The sequence below is a fragment of the Gottfriedia sp. NPDC056225 genome (assembly GCF_042267765.1).
Classification (GTDB): domain Bacteria; phylum Bacillota; class Bacilli; order Bacillales; family Bacillaceae_G; genus Gottfriedia.
Genome location: NZ_JBHJTJ010000002.1, coordinates 67,252 through 82,122 on the forward strand (window position 1 = coordinate 67,252; position 14,871 = coordinate 82,122).

Below are 14,871 nucleotides of genomic sequence, written 5' to 3' on the forward strand. Positions count from 1 at the left end.
CCCTTCTTAGTATATTTTTCACTGCAGTAGTCGTTTAGCCTACGATTGGCTGATCTAATACTTCCTTTCTCTTAGTTGATGGTAATAAACATGCAATAATTGCAGCGACTAAACAACTAGCAGATAAGAACAAAAATGCACTTTTGTATGAACCATTTGAAGAAGCGATTAATGCACCCATGATGATTGGTGAAAAAATTCCAGCAGCTTGGCCACCAAAATTTAAAATACCGAATGCCGAACCTACGACCTTCTGTTCCATAATTCGATGTGGTAGTGTAAATATAAAACACATAATAAAAGACATAAAAGCACTTGCAATGCTTTGATAAATAATAACTTGAACAATATTTGATGAATACGTCATCAAATAAAGTGAACCACCTACTATAAGAATTGCAGTTATGACACCATATTTCGCGTTTGTACCAACTTTATTAATGATTCTTCCACTTATAATCATTCCTACTGCAGTGAACAAAGTAGGTATAGCACTAATGATTCCAACTGCTTTAAGATTTATGTCAAGTTCCTGCATCAAATATGAAGGCATCCATGAAGAAAGTCCCCAGCCTGTTATGTTAATAAAAAAGAATATTAATAGAACTTTCCATAAATAAGAATTACGAAATAATTGAAAATATTCCTCACGATTAGGTTTATGTACAGTATCATTATTAGAATAGTTACTTGATTTCCTAGTAGTAATTAGTAAACTAATCACAACAATTATGCCTAAAAGGGAGATTACCCAAAACACATGCCTCCATCCTAATACCGCTAGAAGTGGCGCACAAATTATAGGTGCAACAGCTGCGCCAAGTGAATTTGAGGACATCATCGTTGATTGAGCTTTCGTCCTTTTATCCGCTGGAAAATAATCAGATATCGCCTTTGTACTTGCTGCTGGATATCCACCTTCTCCTATTCCAAAAAGGAGACGAATAAATATCAATGAAGATAGTGACCATGCAAGTCCGGTCAAAGCTGTAAAAATTGACCAAAATAAAACAGCTGTCACGATAACCCTTCTTGATCCATAACGATCTGCAAGCCATCCACCTGGAATTTGCATCAGCGCATACCCCATAAAAAAGGCACTTAGTACAATCCCTAATTTGGATGCATCAAGTGATAAATCCTTTCCCATTTGTACTATGGAAAGACTCACGACCGTTCTGTCAATATACGATACCATCCATCCGAAATAAAGTACGGATAAAATCACCTTACCTTTTGAAGAATTGACCATGTCCCCCATCACAAACCTCCTTTTGGTTTTAATGTTTACAAGATTAATATTAATTAAATAAGCAATTGAACGTCATTGTCAAAATATACAATATATTCAGAATATTATTGTATTTTTCCACAACGTATTAGATAATTTATGAATAAATGTACAATTATTAGTAAACTTCTTTTTGAGGAGAGAACGAGATGGAACAAAAGGAGAAGAAAATTTTTAAATCTCACGAATATCTGTCTTACCATATTTGGATCTTAGATTCGACTGATGACTGGGTCCATTATTATGGGGAACCACTCACTGAAAATGACCGAAAACTATTTTCAAAGGAACATACTTGGCCAAAATTAACTAGCATTGAAAATGACTATGTAACAGTCTACAATTCACTTACAAACAGCCAGCTTTTCTTGTTTGAAACTGAAGTTCCAGAATCAACCTTAATTCGTGCAAGTATTTATTCAAGCAGGACATTGACAGAATTAGAGTGTGATCATTTCGTGTTAAAAATCCGTTTTTTACTACTTCAACAATCATTAGAAAGACATTGGCATGAGCATGAAACTTGGCTCGAAGGTTTGCATTCATTGACTTCTATGCTTAAATTGGAGGAACTTTTACACAATATTATGAACAACACTTTAATTGCGATTCCAGCAATTGATCGTGGATTTTTAATGCTTTACGATACTAATTTACAAAAACTTATTCCTAAAGCAAGTATTGGATTGAGCCAATCAATCTATGATTTCAAGACAAATGTAGGGGAAGGTATTGGAGGGAAAGTTTTTCAAGATGGGATAGGTCGGATCTTCAGTCCTGAACAAGGATTAGAAGCTATATCGAATATACAACCAAATAACATGAAAAGCTTAAAGGATTCAATGGAATCCGAAGGTGAAACTAAAATAACCTCAATGGCAGTTCCTGTTAGTATGAACAATGACAAGCTTGGTGTCATGATAGTTCACCAAATTAATAAAAAACGGAAGTTAACGAAAGATGATTTACGAAGGTTGCAAGGTTTTGCCGATCAAGCAGCTATTGCTATTACCAACGCAAGACTTTTTTCTGAATTAAGGGAAAGCAACGAGTATTTGTTAAAACGCAATCAAATTCACGAAGTTTTCACAAAACTATTATTAAAAGATTCCGATTTAATTATGGTTGCTAAAACAGTTGAACAAATGATTAACCTTCCTGTTTCCCTTTTTGATATGACTAAAAATGATTGGTATCCACATTATACCCCTCTTTCAAAAATGCTAAAGAATACAGATCTAATAAAGGGCGGAGAAAATCATGTAAACTCTTGGACAGCTACAATTAATGAAATTTCTGTTTACTTTTATCCTATTGTGAATGATGGAGTTCTAATAGGTTACTTTGTGGTAGAGCTTCGTGGCTCTCTCGGTCCTCTTGACACTGTAGTGTTAGAGCAAGGAAGTGCTTTGGTAGCACTAAAAATGGTTAATAAATATTCCATGACGGATTTGTACTATAAACAATGTTATGAATTCTTCAATGACCTTCTTCAATATAAGGAAACAAAATTGCTTGATTCTAAATCAAGAGATTTTGGGCTTAACCCAGAAAAACCAATTTTTGTATCAATCATAAAGGTAAATGGAAATGCTTTATCCATAAAGAAGAGAGAGACATATTTGAGAATGCTCATCGCCGCTTTACACAAAGAATTTGAGACTAACGAGTGTCTAATGTTTGGTTTTCAGGATAAGGTGACAATCATCATGAATGCTTCTAACTCTTCTAAACAGGAGTTACTGATAAAAAAGTTAAAAAATATGATACAACTTTGGACTAAACAGCACTCCCCAAACCTTTCTGGAGGAATAGGAAGACTTTATCAAGGGCTTGAACATGTTGCAAAAAGTAATGAAGAAGCGATTAAATCGTTAACCTATCTTTCAAACCGCGGAACTATAGGCATCATTAGTTATGAAAGTATAGGTATAAACCGCTTATTTCTAAATCAGCAGAACGAGGATATCCAACAATTCATTCAAGATGTGTTTGCGCCGCTACAAACTCCTAAATCAAAAGCCAGTGAACTTGAGTTAACCCTAAGAACATTTATTGCAACTAATCGCTCCATTTCTGATACGGCCAAACGACTACATATCCACCAAAATACGCTTTACTATCGAATAAGAAAAATCGAGGAAACACTTGTCGTTGATCTAAACGATTCTAATGTTTGGCTAAAATTGTTACTAGCTTGTCATTTAAGTGAAACGTATTAGATATACTTAGTCATTCCGTATTGGAAAGCAAAAATGAAGCCAAAAGTAGCTTCATTTACTAGAATTAACATATTTCTTATTAGCCTATCAATTCCATAAAAATACAATTGACAATGAGGATCATTAATATGATTGTTTGCTTTTAATACATTCATTTAAGCATCTAACCATTCAAAAAAACTGAAAAAATGAAGTAATTTTGCAAACTATACTATTGATCCTTTTCCTTAATGGAACTTTGTTCTTATAAAGGATATAAAAAATAAACTAGCTGAAATAATGTAAAGATTTTTCTTTAATGGCTTGTCCTTTACTTTTAATCCATTCACCAAGATTACAATTCCTACTATTAAACTTAAATATGGCAATAATTCCAAAAACAGAGTCGTAAAATATCCATAAATAGTCATTACTACTAAAATTAGTAAAGTGATAATTGATAATTTTTTAAACATATTTTCATCCTCCTAATGAAAAAAAATCTACTATTTCATTTTAACGAGGATTGATCCTTTCTATATTTTGTAAAACTTCATCAATCTAAATTTTTTTTTATTAATGTGCTGAATCCTATAAAGAAACTAAAAAAGAGTCCCAAATGTATTTACCTGGGACTCTTTATTTTTCAACTTATTAAATTATGCTTCTACAACATCCGTTTGTTGGTAGACTTCAGATTCAAATTCTCCTGTTGCTTTACTCGTTAAAATACCTGATGTCATTGCTCCACTAACGTTTAGAGCTGTACGACCCATGTCGATTAAAGGTTCGACTGAGATTAATAGTCCAACAATTGCAATTGGAAGATTCATAACTGATAGGACGATCAGAGCCGCAAAAGTTGCTCCTCCGCCGACACCAGCTACACCGAATGAACTGATTGCTACTACTAATATTAGAGAAATAATAAATGATGCACTTGTAGGATCAACACCAGCTGTTGGCGCTACCATAACCGCTAACATTGCTGGATAAATACCTGCACATCCATTTTGACCAATTGATAGTCCAAAAGAGCCAGCGAAGTTTGCTATTCCTTCTGAAACTCCAAAATCTTTTGTTTGTGTTTTGATTGTCATCGGCAATGTTCCAGCACTCGTACGTGACGTAAATGCAAATGATAGAGTTGGCAATGCTTTTTTCACATATCTTACTGGGCTTAGTTTTGCAAATGATAATAATAATAAATGCACTATAAACATTACAATTAAAGCCACATAAGATGCTATTACAAACTTACCTAATTTTACGATTGCATCATAATCACTTGTTGCTGCTACTTTTGTAATAATTGCTAAGATTCCATATGGTGTTAAACGAAGAATTAACGATACGACCCTCATCGTAACTGTGTATAGCGTATCAATTATTTTTCCAAAAAACTCTGCAGTCTCGGGTTCTTTACGTTTTACTCCAAGGTAGGCAATTCCGACAATTGCTGCAAAAATTACAACTGCAATTGTAGATGTTGCACGCGCACCAGTTAAATCTAAAAATGGATTACTTGGAATTAACTCAAGAATTTGTTTTGGAATTGTCATAGCTTCAACAGAAGGAACACGTCCCTGTAACTCTGTAATTCTAGCAGTCTCTGCGGCACCAGCAGATAACTTTACACCATCAAGTCCGAAACCTAACGCAGAACCAATTCCAACTGCTGCTGAGATAGCAGTCGTACCAAGCAGAATTCCAATAACTAAGAAACTAATTTTCCCGATATTTTTAGTTAACTTTAATTTAGTAAACGCTCCTACAATTGAAACGAATACTAGTGGCATGACAATCATTTGTAATAGTTTTACATACCCACTACCAACAATACCAAACCAGTCAATTGTTCCAACTGTAACATCATGCTCAGTTCCATAAATTAAATGAATAATATAACCAAAAATAAGACCTAAACCTAAACCTGTGAATACACGTTTTGAAAAAGATACATGCTTCTTTTGCATAAAATACAAGCCATACATAAGTAATAATAATATAGCGACATTTACACAGATCAGAAAGTTATTCATCTTTCTCCCCCTTTTCTTTTAATAATATAATTTACGAAAATATTAATACAAGTATTCCTATAAATCAAGTAGGAATTGTTATTTTTTTGTAAAATTCTTATTTTTCTATCATTAAGATGCAATTTATCTAGAAATTTATTACTACTTAATTAATATCGCTTCTCCATATTCGTCAAATGCATGCTTGAAATCAAAAGCAGTAGAACTTGCTCCATTTTGAATGTAATAGTCATATCTTTTAAAAGCTTCTTCCCACGAAACATGACTCAACTTCTCCGTCCACCACACAACATATGAAAGGTGTTTATCTTTGTATGACTCCATCCATTTACTTCTATCTCTCAATGCTTGCTTATGGTGACCTGAGTACGTAAAACGATATAAGGATTCTAAGTTCTTCCATACTGTTAGTGTAAGAACGGGATCACCATCCCCCTTAGTATTTTCTTTAGGGAGTGAGATTCCATCGGATGAAAACGCATCAACCATATGACCTGACTTCGTGGCCTGACGAAATACATCATTTCCCACACTAAAAAAATCAGGTGAGGCAGAGTGATCATATGGGTGTTTTAGCCTACCAACTGTATAGATTGCAACAAAAGCCATAATAGTCCCCCATATACAGTTTTTATTTAATTTATATTCAAGTAAGCTTTCATCTATTCAGGGTAGTGATTACTAGAAAATACGAACACTTTGTGGATTTTATTGATAAAGCTGTGAAATTTGTTGATATACTGCTGGTTTTTGTTGATATATCGCTAGTTTTTGTTGATATAATGCAAATGTTCGTTGATATAATGCAATGTTCGTTGATATATCGCAAATGTTTGTTGATATATCGCTAGTTTTTGTTGATATAATGCAAATGTTCGTTGATATATAGCTTTTTCCCGCTGAAATCAAAACTTGAATCGTATTAATTACCCACGATTTATTGAAAATGGCGGCACATCCCAAAAACAACGAAAAAAAAAGACAATCAATCAGGATTTCTCCCTCTTGATTGTCTCTAAAAATTTGATTCTAGTTAATGCCTAATTGAGACTTAACAAGATCAATTGTTGTACCTTGATACTTCTTAACTGGTTTTGGCGCATCAGTTACGGTTGGATTTTTCATTAGATAATTTTGCTCAATGAGGGCAAAATCTTTTGCATCCGTCGTACCGTCGAAATTTATATCAGTTGCACGATTAGTTGTACCCCAGTTTGCTTTCATCGCAATTGCATCCTTTACATCAATAACGTCATCATTATTGACGTCTCCTGCGATTAGACTAATTCCACCAATTAATTTTGCTTCTCCAAGTACACCATTTTCGGTTGCCTTTCCAATTGTAAATATACCTTTCGTTGTAAAATGACCTGGTACAGTGACTTCAACTGTAAAAGGTTTATCAGATAAAGGAAGATTGAAAACTTCAAAGAAACCGTCAGGATGATATGTTACGTTTGTATAAACATTATTTTGAGCATCAGTTATCTTTACATTAGCACCAATTTTCGTGTAATCGATTTTTGCAATTTGTACTCCTTGAGTTGTAAAGTATGCTTCTGGAATAATTTTGGCAGCCATTTGTGAAAAAGTCGGTATTACATTGAATGACTTCATAAATCCAGGTGCACTTTCTGTAGTACCGTCTTTGTTTGTAACGTTAGCTTTTAAATCCTGAAGTTCATACCAACCTTTATTATAGTTATCACTTTTAGCCTTTATTTGAATATCAAGAAGTGGTACTTCACCGGTTACAGGCTTTGTTAACTCTACTGTTATTTTCATATGCTTTCCACTTGTCGAAGCTGATTCCTCAGTTGTCACTGAACTAATTTGACTTTTCGTTTGTGAATTTTTCAATACTCCAACGATATCAAAGTCGTATGACGCATAGTCAAATTCAAATGAAACTTTATTTGTTTTATTTAAGTTATTAGCAGATAAAGTGGCTGTAACGGTTTCTCCAGCTTTTATCGCTTCTTTATTTAAGGTACCTGTCACATATGGACTACCTTTTTTAACAAAAAGTGTCTCATTCATTCTGCCAAAATCACCATTTGATGCAGAGTCCATCGCAAATGAGTAATATCTTGTAAAATTAGCGTTTGGATTTAATTTAACCTCACCTTTGTAGTTACCATTTTCGTCAACAGTTAATTCTTCTGAAGGTGAATCGACCCATCCGTAAGGACCCATGAATGTATCATAATACCCAACAACCGAGTTAAATGACTGGTCGATATCAAATCCCATTGTTTTCATATCCTCAATATCTTTATCGAAAACTTTTCCTGAAAACGGAATTGATTGTTGTCCATCTGCGTACTCGTAAACTCCGAATGGTAAACTATGTTGAACAGTCGGATTATTGTCTTCTATATATACTTTGGTTTCAGAAGTGAAGGTTTTTCCTTGATCATTTCGACCAATAAATTTAATTTTATATAACCCTGATTTTGCCTGCACATATTTGTAAACTAGAGGACTATTTGGATCGGCAGAAAATGGTATATAAATTCCACCAAATCCATTTGCCACTCGATATAATACATTCTCGTCGGCCTGAATTCCATCCAATGTTCCAATAATACCAAGGTCTTCATTCGTTTTTGCATCTGTCAGTATTACGTCAATATAACGCATATGAGACTTCAACTGGAAGAATAGATCTGTTCGTGGTCTCGTAAATGGATGAGTGTCGTATGTGTTACTTGTCAGAGCATATGGAAATGCTCCTACTTCTTCAATACCTTCTTCAACGAAACGTGCTGCAAACGGAATTTGATACGTTTCATCTGGATTTTGTTTATTTGTGTAAACAATATACCCCTCATATGTCCCTTTTTCAGCATTAGCTGGAATATCAATAAATACTGCATGTTTCTTTTGTTGACCTGCTTTTACCTTTAACTCTGAATCTACTGTTATCTTTACATTATTCGCAACAGCATCTTTTGAAATTCTAGAAGTTTGGTAAACTACTTTTACATCAAAATTTTTCGTTTCTTTACTATCGTTTCTTAAAAGTACGTTGCGGTAGTCTTCTCTATTTACTCCAGTAGAAGTAAATGTGCCAAAGCTAATCGAACCTGTTCTTTCTTTAATTGTTTTCATTTTATTGCCGATCATTGTGTCTGTAGTATCTAATACCTCTAAATTCACTCCCGCATGCACTGCTTCATAAGCATCAACACGCCCTGCTCCTACTTCGAATACACTATATTTATCATTAAGCGGATCTGCTGTATTCATTAAAGTAGCTTTTACATCTAATGGCGTGTAATCCGGATGAGCCTGTAGTAATAACGCTGCAATACCAGCTACATGTGGACTTGCCATCGATGTACCAGATAATCGTGCATAAGCGTGCTTATAATCACCAAGAGATGAACTACCAGCAAAATCTGTTGGTACAGTCGAAAGAATATCTACGCCGGGTGCCGTAACTTCAGGTTTAATGTCATACGTTACTCGCGCAGGACCACGTGAACTAAACGAAGCAAGCTTGTCACCTTCTGTTTTTACTTCACCTATTTTTTCAAAAGTGTAGGAAGTATCTCCTGCATTTAGTTTTTGTAATAAATCTAGTCCTTGAGCATTTGTTAAAGAGAAAGTAGGGATATTTACAACACCTTCACCTAAATTGTTCGGAACATATCCTTCTGCTGAATCATTATTATAGATAAATAAAGCCGCTGCTCCTTTTAGTTTTGCAAATTTAATTTTATCGGTTAACGCTATACTACCACGTTGAACTAAAGCAATTTTCCCTTTAACATCCTTACCATTATAGTCTGCAAGGGCACCATAACCCGCTTCTACCACTGGTAAATTTTTACCAACAAAGTTTTGAATATCGTCTGTAAAACTCTTTGCCATTAAGCGAATATCCGCCGCAGTTTTTCCTGTGCTAGTTTGAACCGAACCTTTTATTTCTTCAATTGTAGCCGGTACACTGCTCGCGCCAACTGCTAGTCCTAATGGTGCATTTCCCGGAGTTCCAACCGTATACATACCACTTCCAGCATTTCCTGCTGCTAATACCGCTGTAACACCTGACAAAACAGCGTTATTAATTGCAAAAGCAAGTGGATTCATCGGGTCATTGTAATCCGATCCAAGTGATAGATTTATAACGTCCATTCCGTCACTTACAGCCTTGTCAATTCCAGCGATGATTGCATCTGATGAACCCCTACCGTATGGACCAAGTACGCGATACACATATAAATCAGCATCCGGAGCTATACCTGTAACCGAGTAGTCAGAGTCAGCTGTGCCTTGTCCAACAATAGTCCCAGAAACATGAGTTCCGTGTATAGTATAATATGTTGCTCCTGAAACAACCTCTAACTGTTTAGATTTTTTCCAGTCGTCGTAAGTTGTTTCCATTGGATCATTATCATTATCGACAAAATCATAGCCACCTTTATACGCTGCTTTAATATCAGGATGATTGTAGTCAACTCCTGTATCAATAACTCCTACTTTAATACCCTTACCTGTGTAACCTTCTTTATGAAGCTTGTCCACTCCTAAAAAGGAATTCACATCTCCTTCAGGTAAATCAGTTCCAATTCCAGTTTCAGTACTTTCTTGTTCAACCGGAGGATCGACGGTTATTTCTTTACTTTCCCACACCGCTTTAACAGCTTTTGATTGCATTAAAGCTTCAACTTTATTAGCTGGAATTTGCATAGAAACCCCGTTAAAAGCATACCTGTACTTTCGCTTAATTGTGAATGGCGTTTTATCTTTATCATTTTTAAAAATTGATGTTAAATCCTTTTGAAAATTTGTATGAGAATCTTCAACTTGTTGATCAGCCTGCGCCGCACTTATAGACTTACCTTCAGCCTTTGCAGACAGGACAGCTGTTTTAGATGGTAATGTTTTAAACTGGACGATTACTGTGATTTTTTCATCACTGTTCAAATTTACATCAGGACTAATCTGCAGACCAGATTGATCGCTCATTTTTAATTGGGTTAAAGCTTTTCTTTGTTCTGGTGTAAGCTTTGCTAAAATCGATTCTGTATTCATGGCAGCTTGTACATTAACTGGCTTAATTCCAGATGATGATACAAAACCTCCAGCAAGTAAACTTGCTCCTAAAGCAATTGCTGTAACTGATTTTGTAATGTTTTTTTTCATTCTCTTTCTCCTTTTTCCTTTTAAGTTAGTAATTTTGTTACGAATCATCTTCTATAGATTGCTATTTTATTACTGAATTTTAAGTGATTCTAGTACACTCTCTAATGTTTGACCTTTATATGTCTTTTTAGGTTTAGGAGCATTTGTAGCTGTCGGATTTTGCATTAAATAATTTTTCTTTACAAATCCCATATCTGTGGCATCCACTTTCCCATCAAAGTTAATATCTGCTTCACGCTTATTTGTACCCCAATAAGTTTGGATGTAAAGCGCATCAAGAACATCGATCGCATCATCTTTATTTACATCTCCAGCAATAGCAGGATTATAGTTAAGCTTCATGCGTTGCCCTATTAAACTACCATTATCGTTATCACTAATCCTAAAAGGTTTTCTTACTGTAAAATGTCCAGGAATATCCATTACAAATGTTAATGGCTTATTCATAATTGGTAGTTTTGATAAAGTAAAAGATGGCTGTTTTGAAATGACGCCATTATAAGCGATTCCATTCACGTCAACTGCTTTAATTGTTCCACCAACTGTAGTATGATCAATTCCAAAGTACGTAGCGCCATTTCTCATTAAACCTTCTGCTAATACATCACCAAACGTTTCAGAGTAAGTTGGAATCATCGATACATAAAAATCTGCAGACTTTACTTGTACTACATTATTTGCTGTATCAGTATAGTTTGTATTTGTACTAACAAGTGCAGTAGGTTCTTTGATGAATTTGTCATCTCGAACTTTTAACGTAATATCCACTAATGGAATATTCCCCGACACCTTAGCCTGTTCAGGTAAGGTTGCAGTGATTTTCATGTTTCTTTGTGAACCTGTTACTGTAAATTCTTGATTAATATTAACCTCCCCATACTTACTTGCTTCTGGATTTGGCTTTACATCAATTAGATCAAAATATGTCATTAAATATTTAAACGTAAACTCGGCTTTATGGAGATCCTTTACATTATTTAAAGATAATGTATATTTAAACGTCTCACCCATTTTGACATCTTGTTTTTCCGGTTTCGATATTTCATATGGAGTTCCTTTTTTCGTAAAGAAGAATTGTTTAACGCTACGGAAATCCTTATTTGTTGCTGCATCTAGTCCATACATTTGAACCATTAAAAGAGGGTTGGATTCAATCATTGGAACATCGAACGAGAAAGACCCATCTTCGGATACTGGCATAGGCTTATATACACCCCCATTGTAGCCGTACATCAACTTGTTAGATGATTGAGTAAGATTGATCCCATTCGCAAACATGTCAGCATACTCCCCATCAATTACTGACCCTTTTAACTGGACTGTCTGCTGGCCAGGCTCATATTCGTAAACTCCATCTGGCTTATCCAATTTGACAGTTGGCTTCTCATTATCGATATAGACTGGACTTTCAGTTACGTAAGTTGTTCCGTCATCTTCCGTTGCGATTAACTTGATTTTATATGCTCCTTGAGGTGCCATTACTTTTTCATCGGCAATTGGATTTTTCTCGTCACCAGAAAGCGGGTAGTACGATCCATCAAATGCTCTTTGTAAGTAATAAGTCACATTATCCATTAAAGGGATACCGTCAATTTGACCAACATACCCTATTTCTTTATTTGTTTTTACATCCTCTAAAACTAAATCGACATATCTCATATGGGATTTAAATTCAAACATAAGGCTTGCATTATTAACTTGTGCTAAGTGAAAACTATCAGTTTCCGTTGTAAAGACATTCGGTGAAACAACCATCCCGTAAATTCCTTTTTCAACTGTTCGAACTGCGAATGGTACTTGATAGACCTCATCTGGATTAGATTGATTCGTGTAAGTAATATACCCTTCATAAGTACCTAGTGAAGCGCTTTTCGGAATAAAAATAGAAACGACAGATTGCTTTTTGGAAGCTGCATTTACTTTAATCGTTTTATCCGTTACAATTCCAACTCCATTTGCATCTGCGTCCTTAGAGCCTAATCGATCCTTTTGAAACTCTACTTTTACGTTAAATGTTTTAGCCTGTTTGCTATTGTTATAGATTGTAAGAGTCCTCTTATCTCCTACATTTTGTCCACTAGGTGCCATTGTTCCAAAGCTAATTGCACCTGTCTTTTCTTTAATTTGCTTTTCCTTACCGTTTCGAATCATTGGGGTTTCATCAGAAACTTGAACTTCAACATCAGAATGAATTGCTTCATAAGGATCTACTCGACCAGACCCAACTTCATAAACACTGTATGGATCTTTTAATGGATCTGCTGTATTCATTAAAATTGTTTTAATATCAGCCGGTGTGTAATTCGAATTTTTTTGAAGTAATAAAGCAGCAATACCTGAAACATGTGGTGTTGCCATTGATGTTCCTGATAGCTGTTGGTATGCGTAATTATAGTTTCCAATATAATTTGGGCCATTAACATACGATGGTACTGTAGAAAGGATTTGTACACCCGGTGCTGTAATTTCCGGTTTAATATCATACGTTACTTTTGTCGGACCTTTTGAGCTGAAAGATGCTAAATGATCTCCATCTGATGTAACCACTTCCTTAACATCATCAAAAGTAAATGATGCTTCTCCATTTTGTTTTAATTGATTATTAATTGCATTCCCTTCCTGTTTAGGTATGAAAAAGGTAGGCAGATAATTAGGATTTTTACCTAATGAACCTAAAGAAGTAGAGGTTTGATCAGGATCATAAAGAATAACCGCTTTTGCACCGTATTTTTTTGCAGTCGCTATTTTCGTACTCACATTTGCATAATAAATGTCTGTCATAACAATCTTTCCGGCTACATTTTTGCCAGCATAATTTGCTTCTAGCCCTTTATCTACATCAACAATTTGTAAAGTTTGGCCTTTAAAATCAGCAATAGGATTGTCAAAATTCTCTGCGTTTATCTCCATCTGAGATGCAGGCAAATCTCCTGTACTAGTATGAAGTGTTCCTTTAGGCTGCAATACTGTTGTACGAACATCACTTGCTCCAACTGTTAAAGCAAGGGCCGCTGCTCCTGGAGAACCGACTGTATATGAATTTGGACCTGCATTTCCTGCAGCAACAACTGCTGTTACACCTTGAAGCACTGCATTGTTAATTGCAACGCTTGTTACAAAAAGGGGGTCATTATAATTTGTTCCTAACGAAAGATTAATTACATCCATTCCGTCTTGAACTGCCTTATCGATCCCTGCCAAAATGTCATCTAATGTTCCTGAACCATATGGACCTAAAGCACGATACATATATAAATCTGCATCAGGAGCTACTCCCACAAGAGCATTCGGTGAATTGTTTTCACCTCTAGCCGCAATTGTCCCAGATACGTGGGTACCATGTTCCGTATAATAAGCATTGCCACCATTTGCTGCCGGTTTCCCTGCCTTCAGCCAATCATCGTAAGTAGTTTCCATTGGATCTGAATCGTTGTCTACAAAATCATAGCCGCCTTTATAAGCATCTTTTAAGTCAGGATGATTATAATCGATACCTGTATCAATTATTCCTACTTTAACTCCTTTACCTGTAAAGCCTTCTTGATGAAGCTTATCAATTCCTAAAAATGGCATACTACTTGGCATATTTAAGGAATCATTTGAAACATTGGTAGCATTAGCTTTCATTTCTACAGGCGGATCAATGTGTACTTCACTGTCGCTCCAAACTGCTTTTACAGTATTTGATTTTAACAATGATTTAACTTGATTCGCTGGAAGAGTCATCGAAACACCATTAAAGGCTGTTTTGTATGTACGCTTAATTTTATATTGCTTTTGTTTTAATATCTTACTTGCATCTTTTTGAAAGTTTTCATGTGACTCCTCAACAAGTTGATTGGCACTTGAAGAAGTAAGACTTTCTCCTTGCAGCTGTGATTCAAGCGTCGCAATCTTGGATGGTTTTGTCTTAAATTCAACGATGACAGAGATTGGTTTATCGGATTCTAGATTGACATCTGATGAAATTTGTAATCCAGTTTGATCACTTGTTTGAAGTTGCTTTAATGCTTGTCTCTGAGCTGCAGTAAGCTTTGATAGTACTTGCTCAAATGATGAAGTTGTTTGAGCATGTACATTTGATACAGCAGATATTGGTGCAAATGTACTACAAATTAGCCCCATACTTAACGTCAATGGAGTGATACGTTTTTTTATCCTTTTTCTCATCCTTCTCTTCCCT

7 protein-coding genes are annotated in these 14,871 nt (G+C 35.2%); 1 reads left to right on the forward strand and 6 read right to left on the reverse strand.

The window, feature by feature from the left end:
* Positions 1-34 precede the first annotated feature (34 nt).
* Positions 35-1,261 carry an MFS transporter gene (locus ACFCYN_RS02545; RefSeq protein WP_375947324.1) on the reverse strand — a complete coding sequence of 409 codons (1,227 nt, stop codon included), beginning with the start codon at positions 1,259-1,261 and terminating at the stop codon, positions 35-37.
* Between the two features lie 179 nt (positions 1,262-1,440).
* On the opposite strand from ACFCYN_RS02545, the gene ACFCYN_RS02550 reads away from it, so the two are divergent.
* The gene (locus ACFCYN_RS02550; RefSeq protein ID WP_375947326.1) at positions 1,441-3,513 is read left to right on the forward strand and encodes a helix-turn-helix domain-containing protein; all 2,073 of its coding nucleotides are present in this window, start codon (positions 1,441-1,443) and stop codon (positions 3,511-3,513) included.
* A 227-nt stretch (positions 3,514-3,740) separates the two neighbouring features.
* On the opposite strand, the gene ACFCYN_RS02555 is transcribed toward ACFCYN_RS02550, so the two are convergent.
* The 5 genes from ACFCYN_RS02555 to ACFCYN_RS02575 form a co-directional block, all read right to left on the reverse strand.
* A complete protein-coding gene (locus ACFCYN_RS02555) occupies positions 3,741-3,968 on the reverse strand; it encodes a hypothetical protein (RefSeq protein WP_172447513.1) in 228 nt (75 codons plus the stop codon).
* A 183-nt stretch (positions 3,969-4,151) separates the two neighbouring features.
* Positions 4,152-5,534, reverse strand: a complete 1,383-nt coding sequence (locus ACFCYN_RS02560) for an L-cystine transporter (RefSeq protein ID WP_172447512.1) — start codon at positions 5,532-5,534, stop codon at positions 4,152-4,154.
* A 141-nt stretch (positions 5,535-5,675) separates the two neighbouring features.
* On the reverse strand, positions 5,676-6,143 hold the full coding sequence (locus tag ACFCYN_RS02565; RefSeq protein ID WP_375947328.1) for a DUF3291 domain-containing protein: 468 nt from the start codon (positions 6,141-6,143) through the stop codon (positions 5,676-5,678).
* Between the two features lie 420 nt (positions 6,144-6,563).
* Complete coding sequence (locus ACFCYN_RS02570) at positions 6,564-10,688, reverse strand: S8 family serine peptidase (protein WP_375947330.1); 4,125 nt, start codon at positions 10,686-10,688, stop codon at positions 6,564-6,566.
* 69 nt (positions 10,689-10,757) lie between these two features.
* Entirely contained in the window at positions 10,758-14,858 is a 4,101-nt protein-coding gene (locus tag ACFCYN_RS02575; protein ID WP_375947332.1) for a S8 family serine peptidase, read from the reverse strand.
* Between the last annotated feature and the right edge of the window lie 13 nt (positions 14,859-14,871).

Coding starts and splice junctions, on each gene's coding strand:
- ACFCYN_RS02545 (WP_375947324.1), bottom strand. CDS start 1,261: ATGGGGGACATGGTCAATTCTTCAAAAGGTAAGGTGATTTTATCCGTA.
- ACFCYN_RS02550 (WP_375947326.1), top strand. CDS start 1,441: ATGGAACAAAAGGAGAAGAAAATTTTTAAATCTCACGAATATCTGTCT.
- ACFCYN_RS02555 (WP_172447513.1), bottom strand. CDS start 3,968: ATGTTTAAAAAATTATCAATTATCACTTTACTAATTTTAGTAGTAATG.
- ACFCYN_RS02560 (WP_172447512.1), bottom strand. CDS start 5,534: ATGAATAACTTTCTGATCTGTGTAAATGTCGCTATATTATTATTACTT.
- ACFCYN_RS02565 (WP_375947328.1), bottom strand. CDS start 6,143: ATGGCTTTTGTTGCAATCTATACAGTTGGTAGGCTAAAACACCCATAT.
- ACFCYN_RS02570 (WP_375947330.1), bottom strand. CDS start 10,688: ATGAAAAAAAACATTACAAAATCAGTTACAGCAATTGCTTTAGGAGCA.
- ACFCYN_RS02575 (WP_375947332.1), bottom strand. CDS start 14,858: ATGAGAAAAAGGATAAAAAAACGTATCACTCCATTGACGTTAAGTATG.